The sequence below is a fragment of the Novosphingobium sp. FKTRR1 genome (genome assembly GCF_020404405.1).
Lineage (GTDB): Bacteria > Pseudomonadota > Alphaproteobacteria > Sphingomonadales > Sphingomonadaceae > Novosphingobium.
In genome coordinates, this window is record NZ_JAIZDA010000038.1 from 1 (window position 1) to 19,171 (window position 19,171).

Genomic DNA, 19,171 nt, shown 5'->3' on the forward strand with positions numbered 1-19,171 from the left:
ACCTCAAACTGCGCGCCATCACCTCGGAATGCTGCGCGGATAATTCTCGGAACGCTGCGCGCCATCACCTCGGAATCCCGCGCGCCATCAAATCGGAACACCGCGCGCGATCACCTCGGAATCCGCACCTTAAAGGGCCGGACTCTACTCAAACATGGAGGAAATCCACGGGCTCAGACCACATCCTGCAGGCGAAGGTAGCGACCTCGCAGGGACAGATGCAGTCCCTGGCAGCGCATGTGGTGATAGACTAGAGCAGATTCCGATCACTCTGGCTCATACCCTGCGGCGATAAAGTAGTTGGTGCATTCGTTCGGTGTGAAGCTTGGTAGCGCATCGCGGATGGCGTCCCAGAGCTCGGGGACGGTCCGAGCGGCGGCCTTTCTCAAGATTGATTTCAACTTCGAGAATGCGTTCTCGATTGGGTTGAAGTCCGGGTTGTAAGGCGGAAGGAAGAGCATCCTTGCACCGACGGCTTCGATGGCCTCGCTCGCTGCAGCAACCTTGTGGGCCGGCAGGTTGTCGAGGATCACGATGTCACCGGGCCGCAATGTCGGCGCGAGGACCTGCTGCGCATAGGCGGCGAACCATTCTCCCGTCATCGGCCCATCGAGGACCATCGGTGCGGTCAGGCCAGTCATGCGCAACGCGCCCGTGAAGGTTGTTGTCTTCCAATGCCCGTGCGGGATTGGGGATCGGCAACGTGTGCCGCGTTTTGACCGCCCGCGAAGTCGGGCCATCTTCGTCGAGGCGCCGGTCTCATCGATAAAGACCAGCCTTTCAGGATCGAGATCAGGTTGGCCCTTGAACCAGGCCCGCCGCCGCGCGAGCACGTCGGGCCGATCCTGCTCGCTGGCGTGCGCCGTTTTTTTTCAAGGTCATCGAGTGACGGTCGAGAAAACGCCAGATCGTGCTCGGTGCGAACTGCGCTCCATGTTCCGCCCTCAGCATCTCGGCCAGCTCGACAAGGGTGATGTCGACCTGGCTCTCGATCGCCGTCAAAATCACGTCGCGATACGCTTCAATCCGCTGGGAGCGCTTGTCGCCACCTTGCGGCTTTGCCCTTGCCGTTCCGCTCTCCCGCCATTCACGGACCCAGCGCACGGCACTTGCGATCGCGACACCAAATCGATCGGCAGCTGCTCGCCGCGACAAACCTGCCTCAACAGCCGCAATCACCCGCGACCGTAAATCCTCGGATATCGGTTTCACCATGCCTGCTGGCCTCCGTATCCAGCAAGCAGGCTGAATCAGATTTCCAGCGCCTTGGGAATCCCCCGCGATTCTATCCGGTCGGATTATGCTCTAGTAAAGGCTACGGTGATCGCGTTCGCAAACGCGGTGTTCATGCATCTCTCTGCGTCGCGCATCGCTGACGCCCCTCCTCGAATCCACGTCAATGCGCAAATTTCCGGATCGATTCATTTGACCGATATTCGACGAAATGGCCAAGGCTGATCATAAGCCATTGATATATGGTGACCCCTACGGCCACCGAATTATTGCGGCAAGGTATTTTTATTATCGTAGTATTTTCTTTTTTAACATTGTTCGTACCATCACAAATGCCAACTGCCCAATGAGATTGTGTGGACCTGATTGATGCTTCTCGGAACTGGTAAAGAGGGTTGGTAGCAACTGACGGTTGATTATTTGGGCATTCTACTGCGCCTTGATAAACCACAGGGGAAAAATCGAGGGATGCCCCACCGCCTCTTCTCCGCCATCGCTCTCGTTGCTACCCTTATTTTTTGGCCATAATTAATGGGTCTTGGAACGCCTCGGCACGAAATAAGCGGGGATTGCAGCCGAACCGTCCCCTGAAGCGGCGAGCGAAATGGCTCGTGTCGTTAAAGCCGGTCTGATAGGCGATTTCGGTGATCGACAAGGCGCGATACCGGGCGTCCCGCAGATAGCGCGCCGCGTACATCAGCCGAAATTCGATCAGTTCCCGGCCGAAGGTTGAGCCAGCGGCGGCGAACAACCCGTGCAGGTGACGTTTCGAGATGCCAATGTCCCGGGCAAGTTTACCAGGATCGAGATCAGGCTCATGGCTGCGCTCATGGAGGAGCGCCCGGATACGCCGCAGCATCGCGTGATGCTGTGATTTCAGCGCATCGCCCTGCGTTGCCGTCATCAGCCCGAGCAGCGCGCCGATCTGGTCTGCAAGTACCTCTCGCGGCAGCGCGATGTCATCCAGCCCAGCCTCGTCGATCGTGGAAAACATAGCGGCCAGCGGGCGACCCCAAGCCTGCCGGACTGCCGACGACAGGCCGGAAAAGCTCTCAAGGCTCGGCAACCACCGGCCGACCCAGTCGGCGCTCACATGCGCAGTCAGGGCAACGCTCTTTTCCGGACAGATGAATTCATAGGGTTCGGCATTGCGCAGCAGGGCGAAATCACTCTCTGCAATGAATTCTTCGCCGGTCCTGTAGCGCACATGCATGGTGCCCTGCTTCATGAAGACGAGTTCGTAGCTCGCGCTACCGCCGCGCGACACCATGGCTGGCGTGCGCCGGATATGCTGAGGCGTTGCGGTGATGAAGTTGAGTTCGAGCGCGCCGAGGCCGAATTGCCGCCACGAAGCGCAATAGGATTCCGGTTGTTCGCTGCCGACATCCATCTCGGTCATGTGCCGGGAGACAATGTCCGTCCAGCCCGACATCCTTGATTGCGCCTCGAACGCTTCCGTCGTCCAGCAGCGGTCAGGCGCAGTTTCCCTGACATTGCCCATTTGTCCGGCTCCTCTCTCTTGCGGACACTCAAGCCCTGACTTCCAACCGAAATTAGATGCTGCGGCCCGATATCGCAACAGCGGCCGCCATTTGCTCCGGAGCCCTGCACTCTCGGAACGAATTCCATGCACTGGCAGCCGCGCGGCGGAACGCCATGAGGACCAGATAGACCGCTGGCACCAAGCAGTCACGCTCAAGACCGTCGCTAGGGGAGAGACCAAGACATGTTGACCAGACGCCGGTTCGTGCAAGGGTCGGCTTTCGCGGCAGGGCTCGGCCTTGTCGGTCAGAATGCCCTTTGGGCTGCGACGGATATGGCAACCATGCCGCCGGGTCTTACAGGGACGGCCTTCCAGGAGGCGCTGCGCGCCATGCGCTCCGTTGTCGGCACCCGCTATGTCTTTGCCGACGAGACAGGCCTCCTGGGCTATCACGATCATTTCGCCATGAAGCCGATCGAGGCGCACATGCCCTCGGCCGCGGTGGCGCCGCGTACGGTGGAAGAAATACAGGCGCTTCTCAAGATCGCGCGGGACCATAGCGTCCCGGTCTGGACGATCTCTACCGGCCGGAATTTCGGATATGGCGGGCCCGCGCCCCGGATGCCCGGCACTCTGGTGCTGGACCTCAAGCGGATGAACCGCATCATCGAGGTCAATGAGCGCCATGCCTATGCCGTGGTGGAGCCGGGCGTCTCCTACAGGGATCTTTATCGCCATCTCCAGATGACGGACTCGAAGCTGTGGATCGACTGCGCGGCGCCGGGCTGGGGTGGCGTCGTGGGCAATCTGCTCGATCGCGGCGTCGGGTACACGCCCATGGGCGAGCATTTCCTGCAACAGCAATGCGGCATGCAACTGGTGTTGTCGGATGGGACGGTCGTCGATACCGGCATGGGTGGCCAGCCCGGGCGGAGCGCCGAACATACCTATCGCTATGGGCACGGCCCCTGGTTGGACGGCCTCTTCACCCAGTCGAACTTCGGCGTGGTTACAAGGCTGGGCGTCCAGCTCATGCCCGAGCCGCCCGGCTATCGCCCCTACATGGTCACCTTCCCGGACGAGGCGGCCATCGAGCCGCTCACCGAGGCGATCCGCCCGCTCAAGCTCGCGCAGATCATTCCCAACGCGGCAACCAGCACCGAGTTGATCTGGGAAGCCGCAGTCGAGGTCCGCAAGGACCAGTATCATGACGGCGCCGGCCCCCTGCCGGACAGCGCCCGCAAGAAGCTCATGGCCGATCTCGGCATTGGTGCCTGGAACTTCTACGGGGCGCTTTACGGCCCTGAGGCGGTCATGGACGCGACATGGCCGGTCATTCAGGATGCGCTCGGTTCGATCAAAGGCGCGCGTTTTTATTCGGCTGACGACAAGAAGGGCAGCGCTGCCTTTGCCTACCGTGCCAAGTTGATGCGCGGCATTCCGAACATGACCGAGTTCGGCACGGTCGCCTGGATACCTAATGCCGCTCATGTTGGCTTCGGCCCGGTCGTTCCTGTCGATGGCAGGCTCGCGCTGCGGCAATATAATCGCGTGCGCGAACTCTCGACCCGCGCGGGTTTCGATTATTTCGGCGAGTTCGTCGTCGGCTGGCGCGACATGCATCATATCTTCATGCCGGCCTTTCGGCGCGACGATGAGGCAGAGAAAGAGCGCATGCTCGACCTGTTGGAGGCACTGATCGACGATGCCGCCGCCGACCATTTCGGCGTCTACCGGACGCATCTCGATCTCATGGACAAGGTCGCCTCCACCTTCTCATGGAATGACCATGCGCTGGGCCGCCTCAACGCCAGGCTCAAGGCAGGGCTTGATCCGGCGGGCATTCTCGCTCCCGGCAAGAGCGGCATCTGGCCCGAACGCTATCGGGAGGCAGGCAAGTGATGCGCGGTTTCATCCCCTGTGCAGCGCTGATCCTGCTCAGCCTCGCCGGCTGCAAGGCTGGCAAGGACGAAAAAGTCGTGATTGCCGATACCCGGCCGAAAACTGGCAAGGAGCTTTACGAGCACTGGTGCGCGGCCTGCCATGATGCCGGGCCAGGCCACCCCGGAACGCTGCGCATGGCGGGCGATTTTGGGGACAATCGATCCGTGCTGATCGGGCTGGAAGGCGTCGACAAGGATCTTGTCAAACATGCCGTTCGCAACGGCTTCAACATGATGCCGCCGTTTCGACCCACCGAGATTTCCGATGAAGAACTCGAACTGCTGGCGGCGCATGTCGCGGGAGGCAAGCCATGAGCAATTTCTCGATCGACGCCATTGGCCGGATCGTCGGCGATGCGAACGTCGATGCGCCCGGATCGGATGCGCTGCGGCAGATCGTGACGCGCCATGGCAACATCGCGGGTGCACGCGCTAACATCGTGGCGCTCGCGCGCCCGGGCAATGGCGATGAGCTTGCCGCCCTCGTAAAACAGGCGCGGCAGGACGGGCTCGCCCTCTTGACCCTCTATAATGCTTCAAGTGTGGGGGCCTCGCTCGGCGGTGACGGTGACTGTCTGGTGCTCGATCTCTCGCGCATGAACCGCATATTGGAGGTTAATCTCGACTATGCCTTCGCGCGCGTCGAGGCCGGTGCGAGCTTCGCGGATCTCGCGAGTCATCTTGCCAAGCATGACCTGCCGCTGATGGTCGATGCCGAGCGCGACCCGAACGCCTCCATCGCGGGCAGCGTCTTCTCGAAGGGCATGGGCTTCACGCCTTATGCCGATCACGCTCTGGTTCAGTGTGGCGGCGAGTTCGTCCTGCCCGATGGCGCGCTGGTGCGCACGGGCATGGGCGCGATGCCGGAAAGCCGGACCTGGAACGTCTACAAGTTCGCGCTCGGACCGTTTTCGGACGGGCTGGCGATTCAGTCGGGCGGCATGATCCCCACGCAGATCGGCATCTGGCTGATGGGAAAGCCGCCGGCGATCCAGCCCTTTGCCTTCGACCTGAAGGATGATGATGCGCTGGCGGCTGCGATCGAGTTTCTACGCCCGCTCAAGCTCTCCAACACGCTGGCGGGCACGATCGCGATCACGCACAACCCGTTCGACGCAGCGCGCGGGTCCATCGCGGCGGATCGTGGCGAGTGGCGGCTGTTCGGCGCTCATTATGGCCTCCCTGCCACGGTCGCGCTGATCGCGTCGATGGTCGATGGCGGCCTGGGCCAGATTGCGGGCTGCCGCAAGCTGGATCCCGCAGCGCTGGGCAATGATCCCGTCTGGCGCGAGCAGATTGCCCTGATGAGCGGCGCACCTGGTCCCGGCGCTCCCCACTTCGGATCGCGTAACGGCAGTGCTGCGGCACGGATGACCTTCGTCGCGCCTATTGAGGGTGAAGCGGCCATCTCCATGATGAAGACGGCCAGTGCCGCGCTCGATGTTCACAAGCTGCCGCTGCTTGTCGAATTGTCGCTATGTGGTCGCTCGCTCTTTCAGGCGTTATATCTGCCTTACGAGCCCGGCCCCGTAGCGGGCATCTCGACGGTGGCCGCCTGCGCATCGCAGCTCATTACGGACATGGGCAAAGCAGGGTTTGGCCTTGTCTCCGAAAGTCTCGAATTGAGCTGGCTCGCGGCTTCGACGCTCGGAAGCAGTCCGCTTGGGCAACTTCAGGCGCGGGTGCATGCAGCCATCAAATAAAAACAAAATTAGGCCGTGAACTCATAAGCGAATGACCGTGATTGGTGGCGCGGCCGCTCAGCGCCGGTAAATCTGCTCCAACCAATAATCGTTCATCCAATCGGCTTACCCGAGTAGTTCACCTTGTCGTCGCTCCTGTTCGAAAGTCCATGGGTCGTCGCTCAAGACGAGATCAAGCATCGCTTGTATGCGCCATTCCTCGCCGGGAAGGGCATAAAGAATATGATGACAGATCCCCCAAGCGGCATCTGACAAATGATCGCGTCGAACGATACGTCGGGCTTCGACATGGCTGTCAAACAGGCGCAGATACGCCCGTCGCATTGCTCCCGACTCAGGTGATAATAGGGTTCTTGGCTTTTGGACTGATCGCATTGCTGTATTTCGTTACCGAGGAACTGCTCGTTGAAGCGCACGAGCAGCCAGACAGCCCCTTGATCACCGCCATGTTCTTCGTGGGCTTCCTCGCTCTATTGATGATCGAAGAAAGCCTCGGCTGATCCGCCACGTTGTCGTGGCGAAGGGTTTCATTCATTGCCACCCGAATCGCCGAGGCATTCACGCGGGCGCGCTCGGAACAACAACTCAATTCGCGGCAGGTTTCGTCCACAGTGCCCGAGGCGCGTTCTTTTTTGCGGTGGGGCGATTTTATCGGCCTGCTACCTAGAGAGCTACCTAGCAGCAAAGGCTCCGCGGAAATCTCGAAGCGCGTGGCCATTAATATATTGATTTCACAAGATAATTTGGTGGACGCACTAGGGCTCGAACCTAGGACCCGCTGATTAAGAGTCAGCTGCTCTACCAACTGAGCTATGCGTCCGTTCCCGTTTCGGGAGCCACGGTGGCAGAGTGGGGAATGGTGGACGCACTTGGGCTCGAACCAAGGACCCGCTGATTAAGAGTCAGCTGCTCTACCAACTGAGCTATGCGTCCATTCCCGCACTGGCCGCTGGCCCGTGGGAGAGGCCCCAATAACGATTTTTGCGGGCCTGCCAAGCCCTGATGCGGACTTTTTTAGCAGGGCCGTTTCACAGCAATCCGCTGCGGGCCGGGCGCGACCAACGATCGACCGCCATGATCGTGCCGATGCACAACATGTTGGTCATCATCGAGGAACCGCCATGGCTGAGGAACGGCAAGGGAATGCCCACGACCGGCGCCAGACCCATGACCATCATCATGTTGATGCACACGTAGAAGAAGATCGTGGTGACCATCCCGGCGGCCAGCAGGCGCGAAAAACGGTCAGGCGCCCGCAGCGCGACATTGAGGCCCCAGCGCAAAACGATGAAGAACACGGCGAGCACGAACAGCCCTCCGATCATGCCCCATTCCTCGGCCATCGTGGCGAACACGAAGTCGGTATGGGCTTCGGGCAGGTAGTCGAGGTGACTTTGCGAGCCGTTGCCGAAGCCCTTGCCCAGAAATCCGCCCGATCCGATCGCGATCTTGGACTGGGTGATGTGATAGCCCGAACCGAGCGGATCGCTTTCCGGGTCCATGAACACCAGCACCCGCTTGCGCTGATAGTCGTGCAGCGCGAAGAAGAAGGCGATCGGCGCCGCGATCGATCCGGCCAGACCACCGCCGATGAACCAGCGCAGTGGCAATCCCGCAAGGAACATCGTCACCAACGCGCCAAAGCTGATGGCCAATGCAGTGCCAAGGTCGGGCTGCAGCATCACCAGCGCCGCCGGGATGCCCAGCAGCACCGCCGGAGGAACGATTGCGCGCCATCCCTTGATCTCGCCTACCGGCAAGGTGTTGTAGAACCAGGCGAGCACCAGAACAATGCCGGGCTTCATCAGCTCCGAAGGCTGCAGCGCCATGAACCCGAGGTTGAGCCAGCGTTGGCTGCCGCCGCCGATTCGGCCGATCAATTCGACCAGCACGAGCAACACGCACAGCACGACATAGCCGGGCAGGGCGATGGCCTTGAACCAGTCCTGTGGAACCCGCGCGACCAGCATGGCCATGACGAGAAACACGAAATAGCGGGCGACATGCATCCCGGCCCATGGCTGGAAATGTCCGCCTGCGGCCGAATAAAGCACCGCGCCGCCGAAAACGACCAGCGCGGTCAGCGGCAGGATGACCTGCCAGGGCTGGCGGGCAAGCGCTTGGGGAACATAGGCGCGCGGCATGGCTCAGTGTCCCGGTGCTGGCGCAGGGGCGCTTGCTGCGGTTGGTGAGGAGGCCGCAGCGGAACCGTTGGCAGCGGCTGCCGGCGCTGGGGCTGCGACGCTGTCGGGCTCGGGCTCCGGCGCGGGTGAGGCGGCGTCGGTCTGTGGCGTGCTCGGCTCGGGCACGGGCTGGTTGTCCTGCGCCACCACTTCGCTGGCCTGTTCGTCATCGGGAGCGGCGGGGGCGCGTTCGCCGAATTGCGCGGCGTAGGTGGCATACTTGGCGGCCATGCGCTGCTGCACGTTGCCGCCCCACTGCTTCTCGAATTCTTCAAGCACGGCCAATGCCTTGCCCTGATCGAACAGGTAGGTCATCACGTCGCGCGCGACCGGATAGGCCGCGCCCGACCCGCCGCCATGCTCGATGACCACAGCGCAGGCATAGCGCGGCTTGTCGAACGGGGCGAAGCAGATGAAGTGGCCGTGGTCGCGGTGCTTCCACTGTCCGCCCTTGCCGTTGCCGATGTTCAGCCCGACGACTTGCGCGGTGCCGGTCTTGCCCGCCATTTGCACGCCGTCGATCGGCAGGCGCGCCTTGCCCGCGGTGCCGCGCCCGTTGACGACCTCGTTCATCGCGGCGTGGATGTAGTCGAGGTGTTCTTGCCGGAAACCCATCGATTCGGGGCGCGGTGGATGCGGGTCGAGCAACAGGCGCGGCATCAGCTTCATGCCCGAGGCCATGCGCGAGGCCATCACCGCCTGCTGCAACGGATTGACCAGCATGTATCCCTGACCGATCGTGGCGTTCACTGTGTCATAGATCGCCCATTCCTTCTTGTACTTGCGCAGTTTCCAAGCGGGATCGGGCACTGTGCCATAGGACTGGCCGGGGTAGGGCATCGGGAATTCCTGCCCCAGACCCAGCCGCCGCATCATCGCTGCGATGGTGTCCATCCCGATCTGCTGGGCAAAGTGGTAGAAGTACACATCGCACGACTGGTAGATGCCCTTGGCCATGTTGACCGTGCCGTGGCCATGGTGGTTCCAGCAATGGAACACGCGGTTGCCGACCCGCAGGCCGCCCGCGCAACTGGTCGATGCATCGGGGCTGAGCCCCGCTTCAAGGAAGGACAGCGCGACCATCGGCTTGACCGTCGAGCCAGGGGGATAAAGGCCGCGCAGCACCTTGTTACGCAAGGGTACGTGGTCATCTTCGGCCAGCATCTTCCATTCGATGCGGCCGATCCCGTCTGAAAACGAGTTGGGATCGTAGCTCGGCATCGAGACCATCGCCAGCACGTCGCCGGTCTGACAGTCCATGACCACCACAGAGCCGCTTTCCAGCCCCAGCCGCCGCGAGGCATAATCCTGCAGCCCGCCGTGGATGGTCAGCTGGATCGGCTTGCCCGGCACGTCCTCTCGCGTGCCCAGATCGCGCACCACGCGGCCGGAAGCCGTCGCTTCGACCCGGCGCGCGCCCGGAACGCCGCGCAGGCGCACCTCGAAGTGCTTTTCCAGCCCGTCCTTGCCGATCTTGAAGCCTGGCGTGATGAGCAGCGGGTTGTGCTCCTGCTCATAATCCTCGGCCGATGCGGGGCCGACATAGCCGACCAGATGGCCGACCGCTGCGCCCGTCGGGTAATAGCGCGAATAGCCGCGCTGCGGGATCACACCGGGCAGTTCGGGCAGGCGCACGCTGACGGCGGCGAACTTGTCCCAATCAAGATTGCTGGCGACCTCGATCGGCTGAAATCCGCGCGCCTTGTCGAGCTTGTCCTTGATGTCGCCCACTTTGTCGGCGGTGAGGCCGAGCAATTTAGTCAACGTCGCCAGCGTGGCGTCAGGATCGACCAGCCGGTCGGGAATGACGTCGACCCGAAAATCGGCGCGATTGGAGGCGAGCGGCGCACCCATCCGGTCCAGCACCCAGCCGCGCCGGGGCGGGATCAGCGAGAGGTTGACGCGGTTGCTTTCCGATGCGGCCTTGTACTTCGCGTTTTCGGCCACGGCGAGGTAGCCCAACCGGGTCGCCAGCAGCAGTCCGACACCTGCTTGCCCCATGCCCAGTACGAACGCGCGCCGTTCGAAGCGGTTGGTCAGGATGGCCGAGGTCATCGGCAGTTTTTGCTTCATGTCACGCGCCGCAATGGCAGGCGGCGGATGCGATCGAGCAAAGCGACCGTCGCGTTGATCACCGGGAACAGCACCAGGCTCATCACCAGTTGCGGGCCTATCACCAGCGGCAGCACGAAGTGAGCGGCGATCCCGGCAAATGTTGCCCCAAGCACGATATAGGCCGTCGTCAACAGTCCGGCGAGCAGCCAGTCTTGGCCGAATCCGCGCCACAAGAAGCGCGTGTCGACATCTTCCATCACCAGCATCGTGGCCGACCACAGCAGGATTGCACAGCCGAACGGCTGACCGCTGAACAGGTCGTCCCACGCGCCAAGTGGCAGGCCAGCCCAAAGCGGCAGCAGATTGGGCCGCAGAATGCGCCATGCCAGAAACACGAGATAGCCCAATGGCGGGATCACCGGGGCCGACGCGATGATCGGCGAAAACGTGACAAGCGACGCGATGGCAATCGAGAGCCATGGCAAACCGATGGCCAGCACGGGGGAGGGCGCACGGTTAATCCGCCGCCTTACATAGTCTTCGGGATTGGTCGATGGCCAGGCAAAGGGCACCCGCTCAGTTCCCTTCGTCTACAGGTGGCGGCGGCCCGGCGGCTTGGCGGCTAGCCTCAAGCGCGGCAACCGCACCGGGCTGGAACACGGGCAGGACCACGACGAAATCTGTGTCCGCCGGATCGCTGGCGAGCCGTCCGCTGGCGCCGTCGCGATGTGGCGCGGTGGCGATCGCTACGGGCACATTGGGGGGGTAAAGTCCGCCCGAACCCGATGTGACAAAGACGTCACCCTTGTGAAGCGGGTTCAACCCCATGTTGATCAGACGGATCTCGACCGTGCCGTTGGCTGCGCCCTGGACAAATGCAGGCAATCCATCACCGACCCGCCGCACCGGCACAACGTTTTCGGGGTCGGTCACCAGCAGGACGCGCGCGGTATGCGGCCCTGCTTCCACGACCCGGCCAATCAGGCCAGCGGCAGCGCGCACCGATTGTCCGGCGGAAATACCGCTGAAGCTGCCTTCGTTGAGCACGGCATAGCGGCGGGCGCTCTGTGCGGTCGAGCCGATCAGGCGTGCCGCCGTAACCGGGCGATCGACCGGGTCGACGATGCCCAGCAACGCCTTCAACCGGTGGTTTTCATCCGCAACGGCGCGGGCGGTGACGGCGTTCGCTCGGGCGGCGGCCACTTCACGCGACAGCGCGGCGTTCTGCTGTCCGGCGTTGAAATACGCTCCGACGGTTGCATAGATCGCCTGCCCGATCGTGCGGCTATGCGCGGCGGCAACACCGCTCGGGCGACCGACCTCGTTGGCTGCCGTCCGGGCGAAGCCGAAGGCCTCGGGTTGGATCAGCGAGACCACCAACAGAACGGCACCGATTACCGCGCCACCGATGGCGACGACGTATCCGGTGAAGATCCCGTACTGCGCCCTGCGCGAAAAGCCCGGACGCCGGTCAGGCAACCGCGCCATGCAAACAATCCCTTCGAATCGGCGCGAGCAAGACACCCGCGCCGATGAAACCAGTATGAACGCGCCACCGTGTCGCCCCGCCAGACCCTGTTCGAGTCAACAGCGAAACGAACTTGCGTCAGGCGGTCATCAGCACGCCGCGATAGATCGGATCTTCCATTGCCCGGCCGGTGCCCAGTGCCACGCACGACAGTGGATCTTCGGCGACCGAGACGGGCAGACCCGTTTCCTCGCGCAGATGCTCGTCCAGCCCGCGGATCAGCGCGCCGCCGCCAGTCAGCACGATGCCCTGATCGACGATGTCGGCAGCAAGTTCAGGCGCGGTGTTTTCCAGCGCGATGCGCACACCTTCGACGATGGCGCCGATCGGCTCCGACAACGCTTCGGCCACGTTGGCCTGCGTGATGGTGATTTCCTTGGGCACGCCGTTGACCAGATCGCGACCCTTGATGTGGATCGTTTCGCCGATGCCATCGGCGGGGATCGTGGCGATGCCGTAATCCTTCTTGATGCGTTCTGCCGTCGATTCGCCGATCAGCAGGTTGTGGTGGCGACGGACATAGCTGACGATGGCTTCGTCCATCTTGTCGCCACCGACGCGGACGCTGGTGGTATAGGCAAGGCCGCGCAGAGACAGCACGGCGACTTCAGTGGTGCCGCCACCGATGTCGACGACCATCGAGCCGACCGGTTCGGTCACCGGCATGTCGGCGCCGATCGCGGCTGCCATCGGTTCAAGGATCAGGAACACCTGACTGGCCCCGGCGTTGCTGGCCGCATCGCGAATGGCGCGGCGTTCGACCGAGGTCGAGCCCGAGGGCACGCAGATGACGATTTCAGGATAGCGCAGCACGCTCTTCTTGCCGTGCACTTTCTGGATGAAGTGCTTGATCATGGCTTCGGCCACTTCGATATCGGCAATCACGCCGTCACGCAGCGGTCGGATAGCCTCGATGCTGTCGGGCGTCTTGCCCATCATCATCTTGGCATCATCGCCCACGGCCTTGACCCGCTTGACGCCGTTGATCGTCTCGATCGCAACCACCGATGGCTCGTTCAGCACGATGCCGCGATCCTGGACATAGACGAGCGTGTTGGCGGTACCCAGATCGATCGCGATGTTCTGGGAACCGAACTTGAAGAATCGGGAAAGCAGCGAGGCCATCAGGAAATCCGTACTGTTCTGCGGTTTGGTGTGCAGGCAGCCACGCCTCGCCGTCCGAGGTGCGACCGTTGAAGCGGGTCCATTAGCGCAAGCGATTGGCAAAACCCAATGGTTTGTGCGCCAAACCCGGGATAACTCTTGCGACCCGTCTCGAAAACACGCGCCTTCGTCGCTAGGTTCGCGTTTCCATGGACGCCAGCACCCCCACCTCAGCCCATCCTGTCAGGCGCACGATCCGTCGCCTGCCCGAAGGACTGGTCAATCGCATCGCGGCGGGCGAGGTGGTCGAACGCCCGGCAAGCGCGCTCAAGGAACTGGTCGAGAATGCGATCGACGCCGGAGCCACCTCGATTTCGGTGCGTTTGGGCGAAGGTGGGCTGTCGCTGATCGAGGTCACCGACGATGGCTGCGGCATGCGCGCGGACGAGATCGCGCTGGCGCTGGAACGGCACGCCACGTCGAAACTGCCAGAGCAGTTGATCGGCGCGGACGAATCGATCGAACTGGTCGCAACACTCGGTTTCCGGGGGGAGGCGCTGCCTTCGATCGCCTCGGTTGCGCGGGTCAGTATCGAGAGTCGCCCTCGCGACAACGGCGAGGCGTGGCGGCGCGTGGTCGATCACGGCGAACTGGTGGACGAAGGCCCTGCCGCGCTGCCGCCGGGCACGCGAGTGCGGGTAGAGGACTTGTTCGCGCGGGTGCCCGCCCGCCGCAAGTTCCTGCGCAGCCCGCGCGCCGAATGGGCCGCCAGTCAGGACGTGGTCCGCCGTCTGGCGATGGCGCGGCCCGACATCGGTTTCACGCTGGAACACGACGGCCGCCGCGCGTTGCAGGTGCAGCCGGGCGATACGCTGGCGGCGCGCGTGGCCTTGCTGGTGGCGCGCGAATTGAAGGACAATGCCGTCGCCGTCGATCTGGTGCGCGGCGACTATCACCTGATGGGCGTGGCGGGCCTGCCGACCTACAACCGGGGCGTGGCAGACCACCAATACCTGTTCGTCAACGGCCGCCCGGTGAAGGACAAGCTGCTGATCGGTGCTGTGCGCGGCGCCTATGCGGACATGCTGGCGCGTGATCGCCACGCGGTGCTGGCGTTGTTCCTGCAAGTGCCGCCAAGCGAAGTCGACGTGAACGTCCACCCGGCCAAGACCGAGGTCCGCTTTCGCGATTCGGCATTGGTGCGCGGGCTGGTCGTTTCGGGCTTGCGGCAGGCGCTGGAGACAGGCGACCGCCGTTCCGCCCAGTCTCCCGATGCTGGCGCCATGCGCGCCTGGCAGACCGAGCCGGGTGCGCCACTGTGGCCGGCCCATTCCGCTCCACAATCGAGCATGTTCGCGGCGCCAGTCTGGCGGCCCGATGTTCCGCGCTTTTCTGAAGCCGGGCAGGCCTGGCGCGGGTATGAGGCGCAAATCCTGTCCGCCCCGCCTGAGGCGCGGGCCGAGATGGCCGAGCAAGGCGTTCCGCAGGCGCAAGACCATCCGCTGGGCGTAGCGCGAGGGCAGGTTGCCAACACCTATATCGTGGCCGAAGCGGCGGACGGGCTGGTGATCGTGGACCAGCATGCCGCACACGAACGGCTGGTGCTCGAACGCCTGCGCGCCGCCGGGGCCGGGGAGGGCACGCCGCCCGCGCAGGCGCTCTTGCTGCCCGAGGTGGTCGAACTCGACGAGCCATCGTGCGACCGGCTGGAGGATGCCGCCGCGCGGCTGGCCGATTTCGGCCTCGCGCTCGAACGCTTCGGGCCCGCCGCAATGCTGGTGCGCGCGGTGCCCGCCGCGCTCGCACGAGGCGATGTGGCGGCGCTGGTCAAGGACGTGGCCGACGATCTGGCGCACCATGGCGAGGCGCTGCTGCTGGGCGAGAAACTCGACCTCGTGCTCGCCACGATGGCCTGCCACGGCTCGGTCCGCGCCGGGCGAGTGTTGTCGGTCGCCGAAATGAACGCGCTGCTGCGCGAAATGGAAGTGACGCCACGTTCGGGCCAGTGCAACCATGGCCGCCCGACGTGGGTGAAGCTGGCGCATGGGGATATCGAGAAACTGTTCGGGAGGAAGTGATGCGCAAACTGGCATGTGCAGGGCTGGCGGTGGTGCTGGCGAGCTGTTCAGGGTCTGAAAAGCCGCCCGAGGTGCCACGGCTCGCGCTCCAGCCCATTCTTTACGCCGATGTCACCGGCAATAAGCTCTATGGTTCGGGCTGCAACTTCGTCGCTTCGGACGGAGGGATGGGCGCGGTGTTTCTGGCGCAGGCCGAGCGCGGGATCATCAAGCTGGCCGACAAGGTGATCAGCCTGCCGGTCGACCCGGCCAGCCCCGGCTTGCCGCAAGCGGCGCGCGAGCGCTACGCCGGGTCGGGCTACAAGGCCAGCCTGACCCGCGTCCCCGGCGGCAAGTCCATCGTCAACGGCGTGGTCGAGATTTTTGCCGCACACTTCGTGCTGACCGATGCCAACGGAGTTGCGGTCTATGACACCAAGGGCGACGCGCAATGTAAGCCAATGTGATGGGCAAGCTGATGTGATCCGCGATCCGGCGTGAGGATCGTCAATCGGCCCCATCCGGATCGCGCGTGCGGATCATCGCCTTGGCGGTCATCGTCATCACCACCTCGCCGTGCTGGTTGAACACGCGGGTGGCTGAGGTGAACAGGCCCATTTCGGGGCGTGATTGGCTGCGGCGCTTGTCCAGCACTTCGGTTTCGACGCTCAGCGTGTCACCGGGATAAACCGGACGGACCCAGCGCAACTCATCGATCCCCGGCGAGCCCAATCCCTGATGCCCGGCGGCGTCTTGTTCGTCGACCAGCATGCGCATGACCATCGCGCCAGTATGCCAGCCGCTGGCCGACAGGCGGCCGAAATGGGTCTTGGCCGCCGCCTCGTCGCTCAAGTGAAAGGGCTGCGGATCGTAGTGCGAGGCGAACGCGATCACCTCGTCACGCGCAACGAGGCGAGAGCCGAAACGGCGCTTCTGGCCGACGAACATGTCTTCGTAATACCGCATGGTCGACTGTGTGCCAGCCGACCATGCAACACGTCAATGTTTGCGGTCGAGATTGAAGCGGGCGAACACCGTGATCGCGTGCGGGTCTCGGCCATAGGCGGCGGTGAGCGCGGCAGGCTTGGCATAAGCGGAAACCGCTGCACCCAGTGCCAGTTCAACCGGACCTAGCGGAACCCGCCGGGCGTAGCCCAGTTGCAGCTTGGTCACGCGAAAGGCGATATCGTGCAATGGACTGGCATGATCGGGGAACAGTTCGTCGTTGTTCACATTCTCGACGCGCCCGAACAGGCTGTCGGTGCGGGTCATGTCCCAGTTCGCTTCGGCCAGCAGGGCGGTCAGCGTTGCGCCAGGGACGCGCTTCTTGGCGCTGAAGGCTGCGATGGCGGATAAGCCCTTGCCATTCGCAAAGGCGAGCGAGGTGGTGAAGCGGCGTTCGTTTTCGCCCGGATGTGTGCTTTCGGGTTGATGGATGAAGCCATAGCTGGCCTGTACTGCCCAGCGAGGCGAGGGCGTCCACGAAAGGCGCGCGGACCAACTGTCGAGTGCCGGGGCTTCGATGTTCCAGCGCCGCTCGTCGGGCTCGCGGCCGCGAAACGCAGAGCCTTCGATCTGCCAATGAGGGGTGGCGATCCCGGTCGTGACCACGCCATAGGTGATGTGCGTGGAGTCGAACCAGTGGTGGGCGATCGGCGCTTCGGGATTGTAGCGCGAAGACCCCCGCATCATGAATGCGGCAGGCCCGAGCGCAGGTTCGCCCACGGGTCCACCATAAACGAACAGACGCGCTGCCGAACCGAGGTTGAAATCGACCCGCGCGGCCAGTTCCATGAACAGGTCGTGCGGGTGCTGGCGGTCGACAAGCGGTGTGCCGCGCGCGGTCTCGCCCGTGGCAAACAGGTTGGGATAGCCTGCCGCGTCCATCGCCGGTTCAAGACTGTACATCGAGCGTAACTGGATGCGGCCCCACCCCGTTTCGCGCTCGCCCGTGAGCATGGCCATCGATGTGACGTAAAGTTTGTCGTCGCCACGTGGCCCCGAAACCGAAGTGTATTGGGTGGAAACGGTGCCGTGGGCCATGACCATCCAGTCCCCCGCCATCAGGTGCAGGCCGTGCATGGCACCTTCGTTGCCCGGAACCAGCGATGTGCCTGAGCCTGAAGCGCTGGCGGGTTGCGGTGGGGTGTGGCCGGAGTGGTCCATCCCCGGCATGTCCATCCCCGACATATCCATATGGTCCATGTGCGCATGGTCCATTTCCTGTGCAGCAACCGGCGTGCACAGCGCAAGCGAGCCGGCGAAGGCCAGCAAAAAGCGATTATTCATGTGGTCTTGTCCTTGTCCGATGGATTGCGCCCGCATGGGGCGGCGGATCAGGACAGCGCTCGGGGCGGCGGCGTGACGACACGCGCCGCAAACGGATGGGGGTAGAAGCCCGTCCGCGTTTCGGTCCGCACCGGTGCGACAGGAACTGGCAGGCCGACGATCTGCGGCAGTGCCACCTGCGGCGCACAGCCAAGGCATGGTGAGGAGATCGCGATGGCAAACGGCGCATCAGGGGGCGCTACGGGGCGGGGCGCCTTGCGGTGGTCCATGTGCTGGTGATGCACCGTTTGGGCCGCTGTCAGCGCCCCGTCATGGCAATGATGTGCGGTCGCCAGCCCGGGAAAGGCCAGCGCCAGCAGCAGCAACAGGACAAGGCGCCTCAACATCAGGGCACTATGCTCCCGCCTGGCAGCCTTTGTCCAATCAGACGTTGAACTTGAAGTGGAGGACGTCGCCGTCCTTGACCACGTATTCCTTGCCTTCCTGCCGCAGTTTGCCAGCATCACGCGCACCCGCTTCACCGCCCAGCGCGATGTAATCGTCAAACGCGATGGTTTCGGCACGGATGAAGCCACGTTCGAAGTCGGTATGGATTTCGCCCGCCGCCTGCGGAGCCTTGGCGCCAAGATGCACGGTCCATGCGCGCGCTTCCTTGGGCCCGACGGTGAAGAACGTGATCAGGTGCAGCAGTTCGTAGCCCGAGCGGATCACGCGGGTGAGGCCGGTTTCGTGCAGGCCGAGTTCTTCCAGGAACACGGTGCGCTCTTCCGGGTCCATGCCGACCAGTTCGGATTCGATGGCCGCCGACACGATGACCGCGTTGGCGCCTTCGGCCTTGGCCTTCTCGAACACGCGCGCCGAGAAAGCGTTGCCCTGCGCCGCGCACTCTTCCTCGACGTTGCAGACATAGAGCACTGGCTTGGCAGTGAGCAGTTGCGCTTGTGCAAAGACGCGTTCTTCTTCTTCATCCTTCGGCTTGGTCAGGCGCGCGGGCTTGCCCTCACGCAGCAGTTCCAGCGCTTGTCCGAGGACCGAGGCGGTGATCTTGGCTTCCTTGTCGCCCTGCGCCGCCTTCTTCTGCGCGGCGGGCACCCGCTTTTCGAGGCTTTCGAGGTCTGAAAGCATCAGTTCGGTCTCGACCGTTTCGGCGTCCGAGATCGGGTCGACCTTGTTGTCGACGTGTTGGATGTCGTCGTTTTCAAAGCAGCGCAGCACGTGGACAATGGCGTCCACCTCGCGGATGTTGCCAAGGAACTGGTTGCCAAGCCCTTCGCCCTTGCTGGCGCCGCGCACCAGGCCGGCGATGTCGACAAAGCCCAGCTGGGTGGGGATGATCTTCTGGCTACCGGCGATGGCGGCCAGCTTTTCCAGCCGGGGATCGGGCACGCCGACGTTGCCGACGTTCGGCTCGATCGTGCAGAACGGATAGTTCGCCGCCTGCGCCGCCTGCGTTTCGGTCAGTGCGTTGAACAGCGTCGACTTGCCGACATTGGGCAGGCCCACGATTCCGCAACGAAAACCCATCTTGTCCGTCCTTGCCTTGCAGGCGGCACCTTTGGCGCACACACCCGTTCTTGCGTTTGCGGCGCGATG

The 19,171-nt window shown here is 63.3% G+C and carries 16 protein-coding genes, 2 tRNA genes and 1 pseudogene; 6 read left to right on the top strand and 13 right to left on the bottom strand.

Annotated elements, in window-relative coordinates; genetic code table 11:
• Window positions 1-266 precede the first annotated feature (266 nt).
• Window positions 267-1,215, bottom strand: a protein-coding gene (locus LDN95_RS20400; RefSeq protein ID WP_226019393.1) for an IS630 family transposase whose coding sequence is annotated in 2 segments (ribosomal slippage) — window positions 267-873 and window positions 872-1,215 — 951 coding nt in all. Because the reading frame shifts where the segments join, the coding sequence is not laid out codon by codon here.
• 529 nt (window positions 1,216-1,744) lie between these two features.
• A complete protein-coding gene (locus LDN95_RS20405; RefSeq protein ID WP_226019394.1) occupies window positions 1,745-2,734 on the bottom strand; it encodes a helix-turn-helix domain-containing protein in 990 nt (329 codons plus the stop codon).
• Window positions 2,735-3,049: 315 nt separating this feature from the next.
• Between LDN95_RS20405 and LDN95_RS20410 the strand changes: the two genes are divergently transcribed.
• The 4 genes and pseudogenes from LDN95_RS20410 to LDN95_RS20425 all read left to right on the top strand — a co-directional run.
• Window positions 3,050-4,618, top strand: coding sequence for an FAD-binding oxidoreductase (locus LDN95_RS20410; protein ID WP_226019395.1), 1,569 nt, complete (start codon window positions 3,050-3,052; stop codon window positions 4,616-4,618).
• Window positions 4,618-4,974 (top strand): cytochrome c, encoded by a 357-nt coding sequence (locus LDN95_RS20415; protein WP_226019396.1) that lies wholly within the window; start codon window positions 4,618-4,620, stop codon window positions 4,972-4,974. Before LDN95_RS20410 ends, LDN95_RS20415 begins: the two co-directional genes overlap by 1 nt.
• 83 nt (window positions 4,975-5,057) lie before the next feature.
• Complete coding sequence (locus tag LDN95_RS20420; protein WP_226019397.1) at window positions 5,058-6,362, top strand: FAD-dependent oxidoreductase; 1,305 nt, start codon at window positions 5,058-5,060, stop codon at window positions 6,360-6,362.
• 305 nt (window positions 6,363-6,667) lie between these two features.
• A pseudogene (locus tag LDN95_RS20425) lies at window positions 6,668-6,862 on the top strand (transporter); the annotation flags it as partial.
• A gap of 244 nt (window positions 6,863-7,106) precedes the next feature.
• Here LDN95_RS20425 and LDN95_RS20430 read toward each other — a convergent pair.
• From LDN95_RS20430 to LDN95_RS20460, 7 genes are all read right to left on the bottom strand, one after another.
• Window positions 7,107-7,182, bottom strand: a tRNA-Lys gene (locus tag LDN95_RS20430).
• 37 nt (window positions 7,183-7,219) lie between these two features.
• A tRNA-Lys gene (locus LDN95_RS20435) sits at window positions 7,220-7,295 on the bottom strand.
• Window positions 7,296-7,390: 95 nt separating this feature from the next.
• A complete protein-coding gene (gene rodA, locus LDN95_RS20440; protein WP_226019398.1) occupies window positions 7,391-8,506 on the bottom strand; it encodes a rod shape-determining protein RodA in 1,116 nt (371 codons plus the stop codon).
• 3 nt (window positions 8,507-8,509) lie between these two features.
• A complete protein-coding gene (gene mrdA, locus LDN95_RS20445; RefSeq protein WP_226019399.1) occupies window positions 8,510-10,618 on the bottom strand; it encodes a penicillin-binding protein 2 in 2,109 nt (702 codons plus the stop codon).
• The gene (locus tag LDN95_RS20450; RefSeq protein ID WP_226019400.1) at window positions 10,615-11,172 is read right to left on the bottom strand and encodes a rod shape-determining protein MreD; all 558 of its coding nucleotides are present in this window, start codon (window positions 11,170-11,172) and stop codon (window positions 10,615-10,617) included. Before LDN95_RS20450 ends, mrdA begins: the two co-directional genes overlap by 4 nt.
• 4 nt (window positions 11,173-11,176) lie before the next feature.
• A complete protein-coding gene (gene mreC / locus LDN95_RS20455; protein ID WP_226019401.1) occupies window positions 11,177-12,088 on the bottom strand; it encodes a rod shape-determining protein MreC in 912 nt (303 codons plus the stop codon).
• Window positions 12,089-12,206: 118 nt separating this feature from the next.
• Window positions 12,207-13,253, bottom strand: a complete 1,047-nt coding sequence (locus LDN95_RS20460) for a rod shape-determining protein (protein ID WP_226019402.1) — start codon at window positions 13,251-13,253, stop codon at window positions 12,207-12,209.
• A gap of 188 nt (window positions 13,254-13,441) precedes the next feature.
• Here LDN95_RS20460 and mutL point away from each other — a divergent pair, with 188 nt between their 5' ends.
• Both mutL and LDN95_RS20470 read left to right on the top strand, forming a co-directional pair.
• On the top strand, window positions 13,442-15,310 hold the full coding sequence (gene mutL, locus LDN95_RS20465; protein WP_226019403.1) for a DNA mismatch repair endonuclease MutL: 1,869 nt from the start codon (window positions 13,442-13,444) through the stop codon (window positions 15,308-15,310).
• Window positions 15,310-15,756, top strand: a complete 447-nt coding sequence (locus LDN95_RS20470) for a hypothetical protein (RefSeq protein WP_226019404.1) — start codon at window positions 15,310-15,312, stop codon at window positions 15,754-15,756. The genes mutL and LDN95_RS20470 overlap by 1 nt, the downstream gene beginning before the upstream one ends.
• Before the next feature lie 40 nt (window positions 15,757-15,796).
• Here the strand turns inward: LDN95_RS20470 and LDN95_RS20475 are convergent, their stop codons facing one another.
• Genes LDN95_RS20475 through ychF form a run of 4 tightly spaced genes read right to left on the bottom strand, consistent with a single transcriptional unit; the run spans window position 15,797 to window position 19,102 of the window.
• Window positions 15,797-16,255 carry a MaoC family dehydratase gene (locus LDN95_RS20475; protein WP_226019405.1) on the bottom strand — a complete coding sequence of 153 codons (459 nt, stop codon included), beginning with the start codon at window positions 16,253-16,255 and terminating at the stop codon, window positions 15,797-15,799.
• 33 nt (window positions 16,256-16,288) lie between these two features.
• Entirely contained in the window at window positions 16,289-17,578 is a 1,290-nt protein-coding gene (locus LDN95_RS20480) for a hypothetical protein (protein WP_226019406.1), read from the bottom strand.
• Window positions 17,579-17,625: 47 nt separating this feature from the next.
• Window positions 17,626-17,964, bottom strand: a complete 339-nt coding sequence (locus LDN95_RS20485) for a hypothetical protein (protein ID WP_226019407.1) — start codon at window positions 17,962-17,964, stop codon at window positions 17,626-17,628.
• Between the two features lie 37 nt (window positions 17,965-18,001).
• Window positions 18,002-19,102 carry a redox-regulated ATPase YchF gene (ychF, locus tag LDN95_RS20490; protein WP_226019408.1) on the bottom strand — a complete coding sequence of 367 codons (1,101 nt, stop codon included), beginning with the start codon at window positions 19,100-19,102 and terminating at the stop codon, window positions 18,002-18,004.
• Between the last annotated feature and the right edge of the window lie 69 nt (window positions 19,103-19,171).

What these genes read in the sequence shown, in the direction of transcription:
- rodA (WP_226019398.1), bottom strand. Translation starts at nt 8,506, where the DNA reads ATGCCGCGCGCCTATGTTCCCCAAGCGCTTGCCCGCCAGCCCTGGCAG.
- ychF (WP_226019408.1), bottom strand. Translation starts at nt 19,102, where the DNA reads ATGGGTTTTCGTTGCGGAATCGTGGGCCTGCCCAATGTCGGCAAGTCG.
- LDN95_RS20480 (WP_226019406.1), bottom strand. Translation starts at nt 17,578, where the DNA reads ATGAATAATCGCTTTTTGCTGGCCTTCGCCGGCTCGCTTGCGCTGTGC.
- LDN95_RS20470 (WP_226019404.1), top strand. Translation starts at nt 15,310, where the DNA reads ATGCGCAAACTGGCATGTGCAGGGCTGGCGGTGGTGCTGGCGAGCTGT.
- LDN95_RS20410 (WP_226019395.1), top strand. Translation starts at nt 3,050, where the DNA reads ATGGCAACCATGCCGCCGGGTCTTACAGGGACGGCCTTCCAGGAGGCG.
- LDN95_RS20460 (WP_226019402.1), bottom strand. Translation starts at nt 13,253, where the DNA reads ATGGCCTCGCTGCTTTCCCGATTCTTCAAGTTCGGTTCCCAGAACATC.
- mrdA (WP_226019399.1), bottom strand. Translation starts at nt 10,618, where the DNA reads ATGAAGCAAAAACTGCCGATGACCTCGGCCATCCTGACCAACCGCTTC.
- LDN95_RS20405 (WP_226019394.1), bottom strand. Translation starts at nt 2,734, where the DNA reads ATGGGCAATGTCAGGGAAACTGCGCCTGACCGCTGCTGGACGACGGAA.
- mreC (WP_226019401.1), bottom strand. Translation starts at nt 12,088, where the DNA reads ATGGCGCGGTTGCCTGACCGGCGTCCGGGCTTTTCGCGCAGGGCGCAG.
- mutL (WP_226019403.1), top strand. Translation starts at nt 13,442, where the DNA reads ATGGACGCCAGCACCCCCACCTCAGCCCATCCTGTCAGGCGCACGATC.
- LDN95_RS20475 (WP_226019405.1), bottom strand. Translation starts at nt 16,255, where the DNA reads ATGCGGTATTACGAAGACATGTTCGTCGGCCAGAAGCGCCGTTTCGGC.
- LDN95_RS20485 (WP_226019407.1), bottom strand. Translation starts at nt 17,964, where the DNA reads ATGTTGAGGCGCCTTGTCCTGTTGCTGCTGCTGGCGCTGGCCTTTCCC.
- LDN95_RS20415 (WP_226019396.1), top strand. Translation starts at nt 4,618, where the DNA reads ATGCGCGGTTTCATCCCCTGTGCAGCGCTGATCCTGCTCAGCCTCGCC.